This window comes from Enterobacter sp. ECC-175 (assembly GCF_043968675.1).
Classification (GTDB): Bacteria; Pseudomonadota; Gammaproteobacteria; order Enterobacterales; family Enterobacteriaceae; genus Enterobacter.
Map to the genome: position 1 here is coordinate 2,287,976 of NZ_CP143776.1, position 17,315 is coordinate 2,305,290.

Consider the following 17,315-nt stretch of genomic DNA (forward strand, 5'->3'; position numbering starts at 1 on the left):
GTCCTTATTTCGACGTCGACTAGAAGTCAGTTGAGTTAGACTGCAGTCCCGAAACCTGGATGGTTGATGTCTTCCCGGTTTTTCGGTCCGTCACGTTTAACTGAAGCTGCCCATCTTTGTTGGCGATATCGACGATAAAGTCGTTAGTCACCATGCGGCCGGGTTTGCCCGTATTGATGTTGGTTAATAAGCCACCTAATATTTGCGACTGAATGGCCTGAGTAAAATTATCCAGCGCTGACGGCGTTTCGATGCCGAAATTGTCGTCATAGCTGGGGTCTTTATAGGAATTTTGTGCCTGAGCTTCGTTAAGCATGAATGCCCCGTTATTTGGGTTGCCGCCAAAATTCGGGTTGCGGAACTGGAACGTCATATTCCCGGCCCAGCTTAGCGGCGCAATGAGCATTAACGAAATCACCGTGTGTGCGAGACGCATTACAGCCTCCAAAATTGGTATCGTTGCTAGAACTCATCTTTTGCTAAATCACCCGTGCTCAGGAGCGCTTTATCGAGCTGCAGGCGGTTAATAGCCTCTTCTGTTTTTGCCAGCGCAAAAGCGACGTTCTTGTCGAAGTCTCTTTTGGTTGGAAAGAGAAAGGTCTGGTAAATAACATCCTGATTGGCTGTTATCGTTATCCAGCTTCCCCATCGTGCGCTGGGCCGTTCGTTGATTGTTAAATTTCCAGGGTATTCACTTTCCCAGTTATCGCTGAATGCGCGGTAAAAATCGTGCCCGATAGATGAGACGGTATGGTCAGTTAACAATCCGGGAACCTCAACTTCCACCGCCTGGAGGTGCCCGGCAGCAAGCAGAAAGCCCGCTGCGGTAATCCAACTCAACGTGCGTTTCATACCGTTAACGCCTGAGGTTGTCGTTTGCCCATGAGACCGCCTGAGTTCGGTTTTTAACCGCTATTTTCTTGAAAAGGTTATAAAGGTGCGTTTTAACCGTGTTTTCGCTGATAAATAACGAACGGGCAATCTCAATATTCGAAGCTCCAATCCGCAGCTTGTTCAGGATCTCCTTTTCGCGGTGCGTAAGCAGCGCGGATTCCGAACTGTTATAACGATAATTTCCTGAGTGGGTGATGAGATAGCTGGCAAGCTTTTGCGAGAAATAGCATTCTCCTCGCAAAATTCCCTGCAGCCCCTCAACAACGCGGTTTTCTTCTTCAGTAACGTAAAAAACACCATTGATATGCGGCCAGCTTTCAATATCTCTGTAAGGATATTCATCAGGTGTATTCAATAATAACAGTCTGATATTATTGTTTTTCCTGCTTAAGTTATCTTGCCAGTAATGGATGAGCTTTTTATCCGCTTCCATCATGTCAAGCAGAACGATACTTCCAGGCACAATATCGTCACAAGATCGTTGAATATTATGCAGTTTCCCATTAACGGAAAGCGATTGTTTTAAATGCTGCAATAATGCTGTTGCTTGTAAAGATGGCTTGGTGATCAACAGTAATGTATGACCATGTAAACTATGGACTTCATTAAACATGATGAAACCCCACTTTATTTATGGCACCTGGCAGCTATCCCTTCGTAAATAAGAAAGGACACCAGAAGTACTGACAGATATGAGACTGCTGTGTGTAGAATCAAACCATGCCCCATGGGGGACTGGTAATTTAAAGAAATAACGTACTGCTGTTTTCAATCTAGCTATTACGAACTTTAAAGCAAGTGTTAATGGTGTAACAGAATGTAAAATTCAATATTAAATTGTTAATATCAGGTCGTTATTAAAATTATAATTAATGAAAAAGTTGTACAGGTAAATAGCCTTGCACACATTTTAAAAATCATACAAATTGTAGTAATTTATTGATAAATATGATTTTGATTTAATTAATTTCTAAGGCGCTAAGGTATGAGTGAACGGTAAAAACTGAGCGCCACGCCGATTGTATTTACATCTTAAGAAAACGCGCCTTGTGTCACGCGAGTTGCAGAATGCGGTACTTTAGACTGTTGGGCGCACGCCTCACTATGCCGCACGGAGTGGCTTTGAAGATGATCCAAAACATCTCATTGTTTTAGGCGAACTTAACCTGCGCTGATTTCAGAGAATTTTTCTTAAATTAATGCTTTGGGGTGAAAACAATAATAAAAATAGGTCTCGCGGGTGAGATATTTAAATTGTTTCGGTAGACATACTCTTCACCGTAACGCAGCGTTAACAAAAAACGAATCGCGATAACTTAACTCGAACCATTATGATGAATAACCAGGTCCAGGTGACAACATGAAAAACAGAACGTTATTTATGATGTTTACATTACTGGGAGCGCCTGGCGTAGTAACCGCAACGGGTTCAGATTTAGCGAATTCTGAATATAACTTTGCGGTTAATGAACTAAGTCAGTCTTCATATAATCAGGCGGCTATTATTGGGCAGCGAGGTACGGGTAATAATGCCAACGTGCGCCAGGAGGGTTCTAAATTACTGTCCGTTGTTTCACAGGATGGTGTTAGCAACAGAGCGCGAGTTGATCAATCAGGGACTTATAATCTTGCTTATATCGATCAGTCTGGTTACGGCAATGATGCGAGTATTAAACAAGAGGCTTATGGTAATACGGCAATGATTATCCAAAAAGGGTCGGGTAATAGAGCAAATATTACGCAGTATGGCACGCAAAAAACAGCAGTTGTAGTACAGAGACAGTCGCAAATGGCGGTTCGCGTTATTCAGCGCTGACGCAGTGTGACGGCTTAAATCAATCCGATGGGGGTTTACCATGAAACTTTTCAAAGTAGCAGCAATTGCAGCAATCGTAGTTTCTGGCAGTGCTTTCGCTGGTGCGGTACCACAATTCGGTGGTGGCGGCGGTGGCTGGGGCGGCGGTAATAGCGGCCCTGAGTCAACCCTGAGCATTTACCAGTACGGTGGCGGTAACTCAGCTGTTGCCTTGCAAACCGATGCCAAAAAATCTGATCTGACCATTACCCAGCACGGCGGCGGTAACGGCGCAGACGTCGGACAAGGCTCTGATGAAAGCAGCATCGATCTGCTCCAGAAAGGCTTTGGTAATAGCGCAACCATCGATCAGTGGAACAGCAAAGACTCGATCATCAATGTTAAACAGTTCGGCGGCGGCAACGGCGCGGCGGTCGATCAGACGGCGTCCGGATCAACGGTTACCGTGCACCAGGTTGGTTTCGGCAACAACGCGACGGCGCATCAGTACTAGTTCAGATTTTGTCTTACGGAAAACAGGGCGCATGCCCTGTTTTTTTTCGGGAGGCCATCATGCAAACCCTCATACTCCTTGCCGCACTGTCCAGCCAAATCACCTTCAAAACCTCACGGGACGGTGCAATGACAACCGTCATTCCTCAGGTGACGTTAACGCAGCCCTGCCAGTGTCAGGTGCAGATGCGCTTTGTGCGAAAAGGGCAGGGGGGCGAAAGTACCTCCGTGCAGCGAAATAATTTAAGTATCCCCGCCAATCGGCCGATAGATCTCTCACGACTCAGCGTCAATATTGAACCCGCGGATTCGGTGACACTTATTGTTACCGTTTCTGACGGGCAGTCGCTGAATTTAACACAGCAATGGCCGCCCTCCGAGTGATGGTCATATAATTATTCATAAAATCAATATGTTGAAAGGGATGGCGGTCTTCGGAAGTTGTTACTATGCTCAAACTAGCGGCACATAAAACCGCGCTGGATCAGAGTGACGTACAGGCTTCACACAGGAAGGCTTCCCCCCCTCAAGGATGAATGACTCATTGAGGAGATTATTATGGCTACGTCCTTTTCACGATTCCTTTCAGGCTTTACCTTACTCTGTTCCCTGTCGTTAACGCCTGCCATGGCTGCCTCCGAGGCGCAGGGCGGCGTTATCCATTTTCGCGGAATGATCGTCGAAGATCCGTGTGTCATTACCTCGCAGCACCAGAAATTTGATTTAACCTGTCCTCACAACGGACGTATGCAAACGCAGACGATCAACTATCGCGATGCGCTGAACGGCCATCAGTCACCGTCCAGCGCGGTGGAGGTCAGTATGAAATATCTCGACCAGCAGAAAAAATTAGCTGTCGTTCTCGTGAATTATCGCTAAGGTTCGTACCTTCGCCCGTGGCGGGGGACGTTTCAAATCCTTTTTCAATGAAATCCCTCTGCTATACACTGATCTATCAGGTGGGTAGTAGGGGGAGATATGAAACCTAAAATAGACATTGTCCGCGGCGACATCACCACGTTCGCGGGTGACGTGATTGTGAACGCAGCCAACCCTTCGCTGATGGGCGGGGGCGGCGTTGACGGCGCCATTCATCGTGCGGCCGGCCCACAGCTACTCGAAGCGTGTAAAACAGTGCGTCAGCAGCAGGGCGAATGCGCGCCCGGCCACGCGGTGATCACGATTGCCGGCGATCTTCCGGCAAAAGCGGTCATTCATACCGTCGGGCCCGTATGGCACGGCGGGGAGCGCGATGAAGCGCGAACGCTGGAAGATGCTTACCGCAACTGCCTGCGCCTTGCTGCCGATAACGGCTATAAATCGATGGCATTTCCGGCTATTAGCACCGGCGTGTATGGCTATCCCAAAGCGGCGGCAGCGGCCATCGCGGTAGATACCGTTTACCGCTATCTTTCCCTAAAGCCGATGCCGGAAGAGGTGACCTTCGTTTGCTTCGATGAAGAAACGGCGCAGCTCTATCAGCAGCGCCTGTGGGAGCGAGAGACGGAGTTTGATGTTTGATTTTAAAAAAGGCGCCCGCAGGCGCCTTTTTTTAACTCGCTTTTACCTGCGGTTTCCCTGAGAAGAGGAAACGCAGCAAAGGAATTCTGAGATGGATTTCGTATAGCACCAGCGCCAGCCCAATGACGAACACCAGCCCGGTAAAGAACCCCAGCGTGTTGGACGCAATATGCGGCGTGATGTAAGCCCCAAAAAACAGCGTCAGGGGATGGTGTACGAGGTAGATAAACAGCGACGCATTGACGAAATAGGTCACGCGTGCGGACTTGAAGTTCAGCAGACGGTGGCCCAGCGCGAACACCACGTTGACCATCCACAGGCCAAGCAGCATCGTTATCACGCTCTCGGTTTCATACATCCACGCATCGCCGCTGCCGTATTTTTGATTAAGCAGATAGGCCGCAAACGCGACGGCTGCACCCACGGCACAGCCGCGTGAAGGAGTGGTAAAGAGCGATTTAAGCTGCGGATAGACAAACGCCAGCGCGCCGATCGTGAAGAAAGGGATATAGAACAGGGTTTGCATGACCACAAAGTTGAACAGCCCGTCGCTCAGTATCGGCGGATAGACGACAAACAAGGTTCGTCTGATTGCCGCGTAAACGATGCCGAATACCAAAAACAGCAGCGACAGTTTGCCTAACGTGACAGTGGCGAAGAAACTGTTGGAGCTCTCGCTCAGGTGGCGGCGCAGGCGGCTGAATATCACCAGGCTCACCGTCGTCAGCACGACCAGAACCAGCAGGAACCACAGGTGAGAGATCAGCTCCCAGGCCAGCGTATTGTATTTTTCATAAAGCGACAGGTTCGGCCAGTTTTCCGCTTTTCCTTTTACATACTGCAGCATGATGAACTGGGGCAGCGTCAGCAGCGGGATCGCCGTCAGCATTGGAATGCCGACGCGCTCGACGCGCACCTTCCACCACTTCTTCATGGGATAGCGCAAAAACAGCATGTAGGAAAAGTAGCCGGAAATGACAAAAAACACCTGCATGCGGAAGGCGTGGATAAAGTCATTAAACAGCGTGAGCCACCAGGAGGGCATCGCGCTATTCACGTGCCAGGTGTGGCTGGAATAAATCAGTGAAATATGAAAGGGGATCCCTAGCAGCATTAGCCATGCGCGGATCGAATCAAGAAAATATTCACGTTGTACAGGGGTTGTGGTCATATAACTTTGCGCATTCTCAGACTTTTCGTCTTATCCCTAAGACTCATAATGGTTACATTCGGAGCCAACCCTACACCAAGACCGACACCCTGTCTCCAGGATAAGCACGCAAAGTGAAAAGCGGGTTCTTTCATTTGCTTAATCCCTGAGCCAGCGAGATGAACAAAGCAGTGATAATGTTGTCGGATTGCCTGAGTTTCCATTAAAATGGATCGGATCGATATAAGCACACAAAGGGGGAAGTGCTTACTTATTATGAAACATAAACCACAAATGATGAAAATGCGTTGGTTGGGTGCTGCAGTGTTGTTATCCCTGTATGCCTCATCGGCTTGGTCCTTCAGTATCGATGACGTCGCAAAACAGGCGAAGTCGATGGCAGGTAAGAGCTACGAAGCGCCAAAAAGTAACTTGCCCTCCGTTTTCCGCGACATGAAATATGCGGATTATCAGCAGATCCAGTTCAATCACGACAAAGCTTACTGGAACAATATTAAGACCCCGTTCAAACTTGAGTTTTATCATCAAGGGATGTACTTCGATACCCCGGTCGCTATCAATGAAGTGACGGCCACCGCGGTGCGTAAAATTAAGTACAACCCGGACTATTTCAACTTTGGCGATGTCCAGCACGACAAAGACACGGTTAAAGACCTCGGCTTCGCAGGCTTTAAGGTGCTTTACCCTATCAACAGCAAAGATAAAAACGACGAAATCGTCAGCATGCTCGGTGCCAGCTACTTCCGCGTGATCGGCGCGGGGCAGGTGTACGGGCTTTCTGCGCGTGGTCTCGCCATTGATACCGCGCTGCCATCAGGTGAAGAGTTCCCTCGTTTCCGCGAGTTCTGGATTGAGCGTCCAAAACCAACGGATAAACGTCTGACCATTTACGCACTGCTGGACTCCCCGCGTGCGACGGGCGCCTATCGCTTCGTCGTGATGCCTGGCCGCGACACGGTGGTAGACGTGCAGTCTAAGGTTTACCTGCGCGATAAGGTAGGCAAACTGGGCGTTGCGCCGTTGACCAGTATGTTCCTGTTCGGGCCGAACCAGCCTTCTCCGGCAACCAACTTCCGCCCGGAACTGCATGATTCTAACGGTCTCTCCATTCATGCCGGCAACGGTGAGTGGATCTGGCGTCCGCTGAATAACCCGAAACATTTGGCCGTCAGCAGCTACGCGATGGAAAACCCGCAGGGCTTCGGCCTGCTGCAGCGCGGCCGCCAGTTCTCACGCTTTGAGGATCTGGACGATCGTTACGATCTGCGCCCTGGCGCGTGGGTTACGCCAAAAGGTGACTGGGGCAAAGGCAAGGTAGAGCTGGTTGAGATCCCAACCAACGATGAAACGAACGACAACATCGTTGCCTACTGGACGCCGGACCAGCTTCCGGAAGCCGGTAAAGAGATGAACTTTAAGTACACCATCACCTTCACCCGTGACGAAGATAAGCTGCATGCCCCGGACAACGCGTATGTGATGCAAACGCGCCGTTCCACCGGTGATGTGAAGCAATCTAATCTTATTCGCCAGCCGGATGGAACGATTGCGTTCGTGGTGGACTTCACCGGCCAGGATATGAAAAAACTGGCTCCGGATACCGCCGTCGCTGCGCAGGCCAGCATTGGTGACAATGGTGAAATTGTTGAAAACAGCGTGCGTTACAATCCAGTAACCAAAGGGTGGCGTTTAACCCTGCGCGTGAAAGTGAAAGATCCGAAACAGACCACAGAGATGCGCGCTGCGCTGGTCAGTAACGATCAGCCGCTGAGTGAAACCTGGAGCTATCAGCTACCTGCCAATGAATAATACATCTGAATATATTGATGCCCTGCCGCTGACGGATATTGAAAAAGCGGCGCTGCCTAAGAGCGATATCCGCGCGGTGCATACCGCGCTGGATGGTGAACATCATCAGTTTACTCGCGATGATGATACGCCGCTCGGGTCAGTGAAGCGTCGTCTGGAGCGTACGTGGCCAGACTCGCTGGGCGAGGGGCAACTGATTAAGGACGATGAAGGGCGTGACCAGCTCCAGGCGATGCCGAAAGCGACGCGTTCTTCCATGTTCCCCGACCCGTGGCGCACCAACCCGGTGGGTCGTTTCTGGGATCGCCTGCGCGGGCGTGACGTTACGCCGCGCTATCTGTCGCGGCTGACGAAAGAAGAGCAAGCTTCTGAACAGAAATGGCGTACCGTGGGCACGATTCGCCGCTACACGCTGCTGCTGCTCACGCTGGCGCAGACGGTGGTGGCGACGTGGTACATGAAGACCATTTTACCGTATCAGGGCTGGGCGCTGATCAATCCTGCCGATATGGTCGGCCAGGATATCTGGGTCTCCTTCATGCAGCTGCTGCCGTATATTCTGCAAAGCGGCATCCTTCTGCTGTTTGCCGTCCTTTTCTGCTGGGTTTCCGCCGGTTTCTGGACCGCGCTGATGGGCTTCCTGCAGCTGCTGATGGGGCGTGACAAATACAGCATTTCAGCGTCGACGGTCGGAGATGAACCTCTGAATCCTGAGCACCGCACCGCGCTGATTATGCCTATCTGTAACGAAGACGTTGACCGCGTGTTTGCGGGGCTGCGCGCAACCTGGGAGTCCGTTAAGGCGACCGGTAACGCGGAGCATTTCGATGTCTATATCCTGAGCGACAGCTACAACCCGGATATCTGCGTGGCCGAACAAAAGGCCTGGATGGAGCTGATTGCAGAAGTGCAGGGCGAAGGGCAGATTTTCTACCGCCGTCGTCGCCGTCGCGTGAAGCGTAAAAGCGGTAACATTGATGACTTCTGCCGTCGCTGGGGTAACCAGTACAGCTACATGGTAGTGCTGGACGCTGACTCGGTGATGAGCGGCGAGTGCTTATCTGGCCTCGTGCGCCTGATGGAAGCCAACCCGAACGCCGGTATTATCCAGTCTTCGCCAAAAGCATCCGGTATGGACACGCTCTACGCGCGCTGCCAGCAGTTCGCGACGCGCGTCTACGGGCCGCTGTTTACCGCAGGTCTGCACTTCTGGCAGCTGGGTGAATCCCACTACTGGGGCCACAACGCCATTATCCGCGTAAAACCGTTTATTGAGCACTGTGCGCTCGCGCCGCTGCCGGGTGAAGGCTCTTTTGCCGGGTCTATTCTGTCGCATGACTTCGTGGAAGCTGCGCTGATGCGTCGCGCAGGGTGGGGCGTCTGGATTGCCTACGACCTGCCGGGCTCTTATGAAGAGCTGCCGCCGAACCTGCTCGACGAGCTCAAGCGCGACCGCCGCTGGTGTCACGGTAACCTGATGAACTTCCGCCTGTTCCTGGTGAAAGGGATGCACCCAGTACACCGCGCGGTGTTCCTGACGGGCGTGATGTCCTACCTCTCCGCGCCGCTGTGGTTTATGTTCCTCGCGCTTTCTACGGCGCTACAGGTTGTGCATGCCCTCACGGAACCGCAATACTTCCTGCAGCCGCGCCAGCTGTTCCCGGTGTGGCCGCAGTGGCGTCCCGAGCTGGCGATTGCGCTATTTGCCTCAACCATGGTGCTGCTGTTCCTGCCGAAGCTGCTCAGCATCATCCTGATCTGGTGCAAAGGCTCGAAAGAGTACGGCGGGTTCTGCCGCGTCACGCTCTCGCTGCTGCTTGAAGTGCTCTTCTCGGTGCTGCTGGCTCCGGTGCGCATGCTGTTCCACACCGTGTTTGTGGTCAGCGCATTCCTGGGCTGGGAAGTGGTCTGGAACTCGCCGCAGCGTGACGATGACTCCACGCCGTGGAGTGAAGCCTTCATGCGTCACGGCTCTCAGCTGCTGCTGGGTCTGGTATGGGCCGCCGGTATGGCGTGGCTGGATCTGCGCTTCCTGTTCTGGCTGGCGCCGATCGTCTTCTCCCTGATCCTGTCGCCGTTTGTGTCCGTTATCTCAAGCCGCTCAACGGTTGGGCTGCGCACCAAGCGCTGGAAGCTGTTCCTGATCCCGGAAGAGTATTCTCCGCCGAAGGTGCTTGTGGATACCGACACGTATCTTGAGATGAACCGCAGCCGCTCGCTGGATGATGGCTTTATGCACGCCGTGTTTAACCCGTCATTCAACGCGCTGGCAACGGCCATGGCTACGGCGCGTCACCGCGCGAGCCAGGTGCTGGAGATCGCCCGCGATCGCCACGTTGAGCAGGCGCTGAACGAAACGCCGGAGAAGCTGAACCGCGACCGCCGTCTGGTCCTGCTGAGCGATCCGGTAACAATGGCGCGCCTTCACTACCGCGTATGGTCCGCGCCGGAGAAATACTCTTCGTGGGTGAATTACTACAAAGACGTGAAGCTTAATCCGCTCGCACTGAAGGCGAAGTAAGCTGTTAAATAGGGCGAGTAAGCAAAGCGCCATCCGCCAAATAAAATACCGGCTGTGAAGCCGGTATTTTTTTAGAGGTGATAAATGAAAATAATCATCGTCGTCCTGATGGCCTGCCTGCTCAGCGGCTGCGGCAGCATCATTAGCCGGACCATTCCCGGGCAAGGCCACGGCAATCAATACTACCCGGGCGTGAAATGGGACGTTCGTGATTCCACATGGCGCTATTTAACGGTGCTCGATCTGCCGTTTTCGCTGATATTCGACACGCTATTGCTGCCCATTGATGCCAGCCATGGTCCTTACGAGTAATGACACTTAACGCTCGTCCCACTCATCCGCAGCGGTTTGACCTTCTTCAGTATCCAGCGGCGGTTCGAGCTGAAACTCACCCTCATCCCATTCGTGGAGAGTATTTTCTTCAAGCCACTCCTGGCGCAATTCAATTTCATCATAATCGCCGTCAAATACGGCCTGCGCACCTTCACCGCTCTGTATCGGCAGGTATTCTCCGTCCTCGCCTTCGTCAGCGAAAAATTCGGCCTGCCACATAATATCGCCGTCCTGCAGAACGTATTTTTGAATATTGAGCTGCTGCACGTTGGCGTCTTCTTCCTCTACGCCAGGATTATCGGCAAGGAACTCCTCACGAGCGGCATCAATTGCTTCTTCCAGCGTGGCGTACATGGTCATTGGTGTCTCCCTGTTTTTCCAGAAGGTATTCAGGGAAAGAATAGCTGATTATCCGGTTTTGCAAGTATGAATGCGAAAATAAGCCGTCAGGCGTTTGTCCTGTTTGGTGCAGACCTGGAGACCCGGGTTAAGGTCAGCCAGGAGTACAAGGCGTTGAACAGCACCACCCCGGCCGTCACGATGAAGACGGTGCGGAAACCGAAGCTGGCGGATACGCTCGCCCCCAGCAGCGGGCCGGTGACGTTGCCGATATCGCGGAAGGATTGGTTATAGCTGAAAATTCGCCCGGCAATTTGATTGGTGGAGTTGTACACCAGCAGGGTCTGCACCGCGGGGAGCAGCGCGCCGTCGGCCGCCCCCAGCAGAAAGCGCAGCACGCCAAGCTGCCACGGCGTTTGCACCATCGACATGGGGATCAGCAGCATAACGGAGATCGCCAGCGCGCAGATTAAGATCTTTTCAGGGCCAATGCGATCGCCCAGCTTCCCAAGGCGCGGCGCGCTCAACAGCGCCGCTACGCCCGGAACGGAGGCAATCATCCCGCTGATGAAGGCGATATTGCTGACGTTGCCCGCCAAATCGCGGACGTAAAGCGTGAGGATCGGCGCGATTGAACCGGTCGCGACCTGGATAATGAGCGTGGTCACGAACAGGCTTAACACCAGTTTTGGGTTTTTCAGCGACGCCAGCACCTCCCGCGCATGCAGCATCTCTTTTTTGGCAACGGGCGTGAAATTCTCGCGGATGCACAGCAGGGTGACGATGAAGCACAGAAACAGCACGCTGGCGGTAATGAAAAAGACCGGACGCAGGCCGTAGCTGTCAGCCAGCAGTCCCCCCGCCAGCGGGCCCAGCAGCGCGCCGCTCACCGCCCCCGTGGAAAGCGTACCCAGCGCCCAGCCGCTTTTATGGCGGGGGATCTGGGTGGCGATAAGCGCGTTGGCGTTAGGGATAAAGCCGCCGAGCAGGCCCAGCAGCGCGCGCAGAATCAGAAACTGCCAGACGTTCTGCGCCAGCCCCATCAGCACCATGATAATCGACATGCCCAGCGCCGAGCGCAGCAGCATGATTTTACGTCCTTTGCGGTCGGCCAGGCTTCCCCAGAAGGGTGACGCGATGGCGGAGAAAAGGAAGGTGATGCTGAAGACCAGGCCGGACCACATGTTCAGCTCGCTGTGGCCCGTTACGCCAAGCTGCTCAACGTATAGCGGCAGGAAGGGCATCACCAGGCTAAACGCCGCGCCGGTGAGAAAACAGCCGAGCCAGGCAACGGTGAGATTGCGTTTCCAGTTTATGGGGGCCTCTGAGGGTGACATAACTATCCGCATAAGAGGTGCAGAGCACCATGATGAGAGAAGTAATAAGCCTGCTAATTATGCGCCTGGGTTATGAATGCCGCAATCATGGGGAGCTTTTAAAGCTAAAACAGCGTGCGGCCTGCGCGGCCGCACGGGGGATCAGTAGCGAGAAGGGACGCCCTCAGGGCGGGTTTTGAAGCGGCGGTGCAACCACATATACTGTTCAGGAGCGAGCATAATGCATTGTTCCACAATGCCGTTCATCCACCGGGCGGTGGTTTCAGCATCGTCCAGCGGCGGCGACATCTCCGGCTCCAGCATAATCAGCTGATAGCCGGAACCGTCCGGCTTGCGGCGCGGAACGAAGGGAACGATGGCCGCTTTGGACATGCGCGCGAGCATCCACGTCCCGGACGTCGTCGCGGCGTCTTCGACGGCGAAAAACGGCACAAACACGCTGGCCTGCGGGCCGTAATCGTGGTCAGGGGCGTACCAGACCACCTCGCCCGCTTTCAGGGCGCGGATCATGCCCTTCAGATCCTTTCGGTCGATCATGCTTTTATTCGAGCGCATGCGGCCGTTGGTCTGCACCAGGTCGATAACCGGGTTGTCGTTAGGACGGTAAACGCCAATACCGGGAGCCTGCATGCCGAACATGCGGGCGCCAATTTCAAGCGTCAGAAAATGCACGCCGATCAGCAGAACGCCGGTTTGGTTCGCCTGGAGGGTATGCACGGGCGCCATGCCCGTTCCGGCGACTTCCGTCCAGCGCGCCATGCGCTTATCGGTCCAGAACCAGGCCATTCCCGTCTCCATCAGCCCCATGCCAACGGACTCAAAATTCTTTACCACCGTGTCGTGGCGCTCCGCTGCGCTCATCTGCGGGAAGCAAAGCTCAAGGTTGCGATACGCAATGCGCGCGCGGCGTTTCATGAACGGCCGGGCAAGACGACCCAAAGCTTTACCCAGGCGAAAAATGACGGGATAGGGGAGTTGTACAATAAGCCATAATAAGCCAATGCCAATCCAGGTCATCCAGTAGCGAGGGTGCAAAAGGGCGGCAGTAAATTTGGGTAACTGGGTCATGTCTTTCCTGTGTTCTAACGTCCTGATTAGCTATTGTCTCATTTTTTGGGGCATAGCCAAAATGTCTGTCCTCGAAAGGTGTGCAAATGCCGCAAATGTTAATCCTGATTAATCAGGCTGATGAAATGTAGCGTAAATTGTGTGGATGTAAATTGTTATTGTTTGCTATATGATGCCGACCGTTTTTCCTTTCTCACCAACGATTGCAGGACTTGTACACCATGCCAGTGTTACACAACCGCGTATCGAATGAGATGTTAAAGGCGCGCATGTTGGCGGAAACCGAGCCGCGCACCACCATCTCATTCTATAAGTATTTCACCATCAATGACCCCCAGGCCACCCGCGATGCGCTTTATCAGGCCTTCACGACGCTGAACGTGTTTGGCCGCGTCTATCTGGCGCGCGAAGGCATCAATGCGCAGATCAGCGTGCCTGAAAATAAAGTAGAGGCTTTCCGCGACCTCTTATACGGCTTCGATCCGGCGCTCAAGGATTTGCGCCTGAATATTGCCCTCGATGACGACGGTAAATCCTTCTGGGTGCTGCGCATGAAGGTGCGCGAGCGTATTGTTGCCGACGGTATTGACGATCCGAGCTTCAATGCGGGCGACGTGGGCGAATACCTCAAGGCCGCAGAGGTTAACGCAATGCTCGACGATCCCGATGCGGTATTCATCGATATGCGTAACCACTACGAATACGAGGTGGGGCATTTTGAGAACGCGATGGAAATTCCTGCGGATACCTTCCGCGAGCAGCTTCCGAAAGCGGTCGAGATGATGCAGGAGCACAAAGATAAAAAAATCGTTATGTACTGTACGGGCGGGATCCGCTGCGAAAAAGCCAGCGCATGGATGAAGCACAACGGCTTTAACAAAGTCTGGCACATCGAGGGTGGGATCATCGAGTACGCCCGCCGCGCCCGCGAGCAGGGGCTGCCGGTGCGCTTTATCGGCAAGAACTTTGTCTTTGACGAACGGATGGGCGAGCGTATTTCCGACGACGTTATTGCGCAGTGTCACCAGTGCGGCGCGCCGTGCGACACGCACACCAACTGCAAAAACGACGGCTGTCATCTGCTGTTTATTCAGTGCCCAGCCTGCGCCGAGAAATATCACGGCTGCTGCAGCGAGCTGTGCAGCGAAGAGAGTATTTTGCCGGAAGAAGAGCAGCGTCGCCGTCGCGCCGGGCGCGAAAACGGGAATAAGATCTTTAATAAATCCCGAGGCCGTCTGAATACCAAGCTCGGTATTCCAGACCCCGAGTAAGCGAAGCGCCCGGCTGCTTATCGCTGCCGGGCGTTATTATTATGACTTCTGCTGAACGCCTTCCACGGAAATAATCAGCTCAACGTCCTGCGACGCGGGGCCTAAATCCGTCGTGATGTTGTAATCTTTCAGGTGAATTTTGCCGGAAGCCTCAAAGCCTGCGCGTTTGCCTCCCCACGGATCGTCACCCTGACCGATTAATTTCGCGTCAAGGGTAAGCGGCTTTGTGACGCCGTTCAGGGTCAGGTTACCGGTAATATCCAGCTTATCGCCGTCCTTTTTCACCTCGGTAGAGGTAAATGTCGCCTGCGCGAATTTAGCTACGTTCAGGAATTCCGCGCTGCGTAAATGCTTATCGCGCTCGGCGTGGTTGGTATCCACGCTGGTGGTATTGATCGTGACGTTAACCTTATCGGCGGCCGGGTTTTTCTCATCGAAGGTGAATGTACCGTCGAAATCTTTAAATGTGCCGTACAGCCAGCTGTAGCCAAGATGCTGAATACGGAAATTGACGAAGGCGTGCTGGCCCTCTTTATCAATTTTATAATCCGCGGCTACGGCAGAACCGGTGGTGAATAACAGCGAACCTAACGCGATGGCCAGCAGGTGTTTTTTCATTTTTACGCTCCAGAGTCAATGGACGAACGGCCAAGCATGCGCTTCAGCGTGTCGTCTTTATCAATAAAATGGTGTTTAAGGGCGGCGAGGCCGTGCAGGACCGAGAGGATCACCACGCTCCAGGCAAGCCAAAGATGGACGACGCCCGCGGTGTCCGCCTGAGCACCCGCATTGGCCAGCGTGGCCGGCACGTCGAAAAGCCCGAAGACGCTAATCGGCTTGCCGTCGGCGGTGGAAATCAAATAGCCGCTGATCAAAAGGGCAAACAGCAGGGCGTACAGGGCAATGTGCGCGCCCGCCGCGCTGAGGCGCGTCAATGTGCTATAGCTTTTTAGCGGCGGCGGCGGTGGGGAAATATGGCGCCAGACGATGCGGATCGCCAGCCCCATCATGAGCAGAATACCGATGCTTTTATGCAGTTCGGGCGCCTGGTGATACCAGCCGTCATAATAGCTCAGCGTCACCATCCACAGGCCAAGCCCAAACATGGCATAAACAGCAATAGCAAATATCCAGTGCAGGCACAGGGATATTATTCCATAGCGGCTGGAAGAGTTACGCAATTGCATGTGGGTTATCGTCCTCAGAAATGTGAACAGTAAAAATGAACGGGATGAAAATATATTGCAACTGAAATAAAAGAATAATGTTATTAAATTAATTTATTTCAGTTATTTTGAATGGGATCGCAATGTCTACTTCAGAAAGTTACTGCAATTAGCGAGAGAGGAATATTTGAAAATTAAAATATTACAAAGTAATGTCAATCAGTGTAAATATTAAGGTTTAATAAAAAAGAATATAAATAACGTCGATGATGGCCAGCAGGGACCATAATAAAATATAGAGCATCAGGTGCTCACGAATGTTATTGATGATAAAACCGACAAGTTTACGCATGAATTTCGCCATTTCAGTGAAGTAACAGGCCCCGCATTTGCAGAGCCCGGTACGTATTATCAGCCAAAACGGGACAGGGAGAACGGGCTGAGATCAAACTCAGATGCTTTGCCCTCGGCAAACCGCGCGGCGATTTCGCCCAGCACTGAGGCAAATTTGAATCCGTGACCGCTAAGGCCGGTCACGATCAGCGTATTCTCATGGTCCGGCAGCGTGTCGATGATAAAGTCTTCGTCCGGCGTATTGTCATAGGTGCAGGCTGCGCCGTAGAGAAGCCCGCCTACGCCCGGCAGAATGTTGCGCAGGAACGTAAAGGCCTCTGAACCGTCCTGAGGATAGGCGCCGTACGGCTTACGCTCTTCCGGCGACGTAATGACCTGTCCGCCGTTGTGCTTGCCGATTTTCAGGGCATCTTTTTCCGACGGGAAGCCGTAGAACTGATCGCCGTTCGGCAGTTCGCCGGTAAAGGCCGGGAATTTATTCTGGCTGCTGTAGCGCCCGTCGGACTGGAACCACGAGAAGACCTTGCGCACCGGCTGGATGGGCAGGTCCGGCAGCAGTTTCGTTACCCACGTTCCCGCGCTAATCAGCAGGCGCGATCCGGAATACTCCCCTTCAGGCGTGGTCACGGTAACGCCGTCGGCATGATGGGCGATGCCGCTCACGGGGCAATTAAACAGCTGCGCGCAGCCCGCTTTTTCCGCTAACGCCACCCAGGTTTTGATCGCCGTTTCACAGTGCAATACGCCCGAGTTGGATTCGAACAGCCCGATGTAATCATCCGGGACGGTGATTTCCGGCCAGCGCTGCATGACGGCTGCGGCATCCATTCGCTCAACGTCCAGCGCGAAGGCTTTCGCGCTTTGTTCGACCGTCGAGAGAAACTCGGAGTTTGTCGGGCCAAGGTTGATGACGCCGGTACGTTCAAATATGCGCTCTTCGGTCAGCGTCGCCAGCTCGTCCCACAGCGCCTGCGCGCGGAGCACCAGCGGAACGTAGCGTTCCCCTTCGCCGTAAGCGTGGCGAATGAGGCGCGTATCGCCGTGGTGGCTTCCTTCGGAATGGGGAGGGAGGTGGGCATCGATCATCAGGACCTTAAGACCCGCCCGTGTGGCGTAATAACCGGCCGCGGAGCCTACGGAACCGCTGCCAATAATGATTAAGTCATATTTCATCTGCATCTCTTCCTGTCACGCTTTGTTAGCAGAGTAATTAACATCGGCAG

Annotated in this window: 20 protein-coding genes; 9 read left to right on the forward strand and 11 right to left on the reverse strand. The window is 53.2% G+C overall.

Annotation, left to right across the window (positions count from 1 at the left end; all coding sequences use genetic code 11):
• Positions 1–19: 19 nt before the first annotated feature.
• Genes csgF through csgD form a run of 3 tightly spaced genes read right to left on the reverse strand, consistent with a single transcriptional unit; the run spans position 20 to position 1,507 of the window.
• Complete coding sequence (gene csgF / locus V1599_RS10745) at positions 20–436, reverse strand: curli production assembly/transport protein CsgF (RefSeq protein WP_112009305.1); 417 nt, start codon at positions 434–436, stop codon at positions 20–22.
• A 26-nt stretch (positions 437–462) separates the two neighbouring features.
• A complete protein-coding gene (csgE, locus tag V1599_RS10750; protein ID WP_112009306.1) occupies positions 463–852 on the reverse strand; it encodes a curli production assembly/transport protein CsgE in 390 nt (129 codons plus the stop codon).
• 4 nt (positions 853–856) lie between these two features.
• Positions 857–1,507: a biofilm master transcriptional regulator CsgD gene (csgD, locus tag V1599_RS10755; protein WP_112009307.1), complete on the reverse strand. Its 651-nt coding sequence runs from the start codon at positions 1,505–1,507 to the stop codon at positions 857–859.
• A 747-nt stretch (positions 1,508–2,254) separates the two neighbouring features.
• On the opposite strand from csgD, the gene csgB reads away from it, so the two are divergent.
• The 5 genes from csgB (at position 2,255) to ymdB (ending at position 4,723) form a co-directional block, all read left to right on the forward strand.
• Positions 2,255–2,710 (forward strand): curli minor subunit CsgB, encoded by a 456-nt coding sequence (gene csgB / locus V1599_RS10760; protein ID WP_395301542.1) that lies wholly within the window; start codon positions 2,255–2,257, stop codon positions 2,708–2,710.
• A gap of 40 nt (positions 2,711–2,750) precedes the next feature.
• Positions 2,751–3,203, forward strand: a complete 453-nt coding sequence (gene csgA, locus V1599_RS10765; protein WP_395301543.1) for a curli major subunit CsgA — start codon at positions 2,751–2,753, stop codon at positions 3,201–3,203.
• Positions 3,204–3,262: 59 nt separating this feature from the next.
• Positions 3,263–3,586 (forward strand): curli assembly chaperone CsgC, encoded by a 324-nt coding sequence (gene csgC, locus V1599_RS10770; protein WP_395301544.1) that lies wholly within the window; start codon positions 3,263–3,265, stop codon positions 3,584–3,586.
• A gap of 174 nt (positions 3,587–3,760) precedes the next feature.
• The gene (locus tag V1599_RS10775; RefSeq protein ID WP_395301545.1) at positions 3,761–4,081 is read left to right on the forward strand and encodes a type 1 fimbrial protein; all 321 of its coding nucleotides are present in this window, start codon (positions 3,761–3,763) and stop codon (positions 4,079–4,081) included.
• 99 nt (positions 4,082–4,180) lie between these two features.
• The gene (ymdB, locus tag V1599_RS10780) at positions 4,181–4,723 is read left to right on the forward strand and encodes an O-acetyl-ADP-ribose deacetylase (protein WP_395301546.1); all 543 of its coding nucleotides are present in this window, start codon (positions 4,181–4,183) and stop codon (positions 4,721–4,723) included.
• 31 nt (positions 4,724–4,754) lie between these two features.
• Here the strand turns inward: ymdB and mdoC are convergent, their stop codons facing one another.
• Positions 4,755–5,894 (reverse strand): glucans biosynthesis protein MdoC, encoded by a 1,140-nt coding sequence (gene mdoC, locus V1599_RS10785; RefSeq protein WP_112009313.1) that lies wholly within the window; start codon positions 5,892–5,894, stop codon positions 4,755–4,757.
• Between the two features lie 255 nt (positions 5,895–6,149).
• Between mdoC and mdoG the strand changes: the two genes are divergently transcribed.
• The 3 genes from mdoG to V1599_RS10800 all read left to right on the forward strand — a co-directional run bounded on the left by mdoG (position 6,150) and on the right by V1599_RS10800 (position 10,536).
• On the forward strand, positions 6,150–7,703 hold the full coding sequence (gene mdoG, locus V1599_RS10790; RefSeq protein ID WP_181573184.1) for a glucans biosynthesis protein MdoG: 1,554 nt from the start codon (positions 6,150–6,152) through the stop codon (positions 7,701–7,703).
• Complete coding sequence (mdoH, locus tag V1599_RS10795) at positions 7,696–10,224, forward strand: glucans biosynthesis glucosyltransferase MdoH (RefSeq protein ID WP_112009316.1); 2,529 nt, start codon at positions 7,696–7,698, stop codon at positions 10,222–10,224. The genes mdoG and mdoH overlap by 8 nt, the downstream gene beginning before the upstream one ends.
• Positions 10,225–10,308: 84 nt before the next feature.
• A complete protein-coding gene (locus V1599_RS10800; protein ID WP_395301547.1) occupies positions 10,309–10,536 on the forward strand; it encodes a YceK/YidQ family lipoprotein in 228 nt (75 codons plus the stop codon).
• A gap of 6 nt (positions 10,537–10,542) precedes the next feature.
• On the opposite strand, the gene V1599_RS10805 is transcribed toward V1599_RS10800, so the two are convergent.
• From V1599_RS10805 to V1599_RS10815, 3 genes are all read right to left on the reverse strand, one after another.
• Positions 10,543–10,917, reverse strand: coding sequence for a MysB family protein (locus V1599_RS10805; protein ID WP_395301548.1), 375 nt, complete (start codon positions 10,915–10,917; stop codon positions 10,543–10,545).
• 86 nt (positions 10,918–11,003) lie between these two features.
• Positions 11,004–12,233: a multidrug efflux MFS transporter MdtG gene (gene mdtG / locus V1599_RS10810; RefSeq protein ID WP_395301549.1), complete on the reverse strand. Its 1,230-nt coding sequence runs from the start codon at positions 12,231–12,233 to the stop codon at positions 11,004–11,006.
• Between the two features lie 141 nt (positions 12,234–12,374).
• A complete protein-coding gene (locus tag V1599_RS10815; protein ID WP_297118073.1) occupies positions 12,375–13,301 on the reverse strand; it encodes a Kdo(2)-lipid IV(A) acyltransferase in 927 nt (308 codons plus the stop codon).
• Positions 13,302–13,522: 221 nt separating this feature from the next.
• On the opposite strand from V1599_RS10815, the gene V1599_RS10820 reads away from it, so the two are divergent.
• Positions 13,523–14,572 (forward strand): rhodanese-related sulfurtransferase, encoded by a 1,050-nt coding sequence (locus tag V1599_RS10820; RefSeq protein WP_395301550.1) that lies wholly within the window; start codon positions 13,523–13,525, stop codon positions 14,570–14,572.
• 39 nt (positions 14,573–14,611) lie between these two features.
• On the opposite strand, the gene V1599_RS10825 is transcribed toward V1599_RS10820, so the two are convergent.
• The 4 genes from V1599_RS10825 to solA form a co-directional block, all read right to left on the reverse strand.
• On the reverse strand, positions 14,612–15,190 hold the full coding sequence (locus V1599_RS10825; protein WP_112009322.1) for a YceI family protein: 579 nt from the start codon (positions 15,188–15,190) through the stop codon (positions 14,612–14,614).
• A 2-nt stretch (positions 15,191–15,192) separates the two neighbouring features.
• The gene (locus V1599_RS10830; protein WP_395300010.1) at positions 15,193–15,759 is read right to left on the reverse strand and encodes a cytochrome b; all 567 of its coding nucleotides are present in this window, start codon (positions 15,757–15,759) and stop codon (positions 15,193–15,195) included.
• 217 nt (positions 15,760–15,976) lie between these two features.
• Entirely contained in the window at positions 15,977–16,090 is a 114-nt protein-coding gene (locus tag V1599_RS10835; protein WP_395300011.1) for a DUF2770 family protein, read from the reverse strand.
• Positions 16,091–16,149: 59 nt separating this feature from the next.
• Complete coding sequence (gene solA, locus V1599_RS10840; protein WP_395300012.1) at positions 16,150–17,265, reverse strand: N-methyl-L-tryptophan oxidase; 1,116 nt, start codon at positions 17,263–17,265, stop codon at positions 16,150–16,152.
• Positions 17,266–17,315: the final 50 nt, after the last annotated feature.

Bases quoted from the DNA above. Each gene is read 5' to 3' on its own strand.
- V1599_RS10830 (WP_395300010.1), bottom strand. From the start codon at position 15,759: ATGCAATTGCGTAACTCTTCCAGCCGCTATGGAATAATATCCCTGTGC.
- V1599_RS10820 (WP_395301550.1), top strand. From the start codon at position 13,523: ATGCCAGTGTTACACAACCGCGTATCGAATGAGATGTTAAAGGCGCGC.
- mdoC (WP_112009313.1), bottom strand. From the start codon at position 5,894: ATGACCACAACCCCTGTACAACGTGAATATTTTCTTGATTCGATCCGC.
- mdoG (WP_181573184.1), top strand. From the start codon at position 6,150: ATGAAACATAAACCACAAATGATGAAAATGCGTTGGTTGGGTGCTGCA.
- V1599_RS10835 (WP_395300011.1), bottom strand. From the start codon at position 16,090: ATGCGTAAACTTGTCGGTTTTATCATCAATAACATTCGTGAGCACCTG.
- csgC (WP_395301544.1), top strand. From the start codon at position 3,263: ATGCAAACCCTCATACTCCTTGCCGCACTGTCCAGCCAAATCACCTTC.
- ymdB (WP_395301546.1), top strand. From the start codon at position 4,181: ATGAAACCTAAAATAGACATTGTCCGCGGCGACATCACCACGTTCGCG.
- mdtG (WP_395301549.1), bottom strand. From the start codon at position 12,233: ATGTCACCCTCAGAGGCCCCCATAAACTGGAAACGCAATCTCACCGTT.
- csgA (WP_395301543.1), top strand. From the start codon at position 2,751: ATGAAACTTTTCAAAGTAGCAGCAATTGCAGCAATCGTAGTTTCTGGC.
- csgE (WP_112009306.1), bottom strand. From the start codon at position 852: ATGAAACGCACGTTGAGTTGGATTACCGCAGCGGGCTTTCTGCTTGCT.
- V1599_RS10805 (WP_395301548.1), bottom strand. From the start codon at position 10,917: ATGACCATGTACGCCACGCTGGAAGAAGCAATTGATGCCGCTCGTGAG.
- solA (WP_395300012.1), bottom strand. From the start codon at position 17,265: ATGAAATATGACTTAATCATTATTGGCAGCGGTTCCGTAGGCTCCGCG.
- V1599_RS10825 (WP_112009322.1), bottom strand. From the start codon at position 15,190: ATGAAAAAACACCTGCTGGCCATCGCGTTAGGTTCGCTGTTATTCACC.
- V1599_RS10800 (WP_395301547.1), top strand. From the start codon at position 10,309: ATGAAAATAATCATCGTCGTCCTGATGGCCTGCCTGCTCAGCGGCTGC.
- V1599_RS10815 (WP_297118073.1), bottom strand. From the start codon at position 13,301: ATGACCCAGTTACCCAAATTTACTGCCGCCCTTTTGCACCCTCGCTAC.
- csgF (WP_112009305.1), bottom strand. From the start codon at position 436: ATGCGTCTCGCACACACGGTGATTTCGTTAATGCTCATTGCGCCGCTA.
- csgB (WP_395301542.1), top strand. From the start codon at position 2,255: ATGAAAAACAGAACGTTATTTATGATGTTTACATTACTGGGAGCGCCT.
- mdoH (WP_112009316.1), top strand. From the start codon at position 7,696: ATGAATAATACATCTGAATATATTGATGCCCTGCCGCTGACGGATATT.
- csgD (WP_112009307.1), bottom strand. From the start codon at position 1,507: ATGTTTAATGAAGTCCATAGTTTACATGGTCATACATTACTGTTGATC.
- V1599_RS10775 (WP_395301545.1), top strand. From the start codon at position 3,761: ATGGCTACGTCCTTTTCACGATTCCTTTCAGGCTTTACCTTACTCTGT.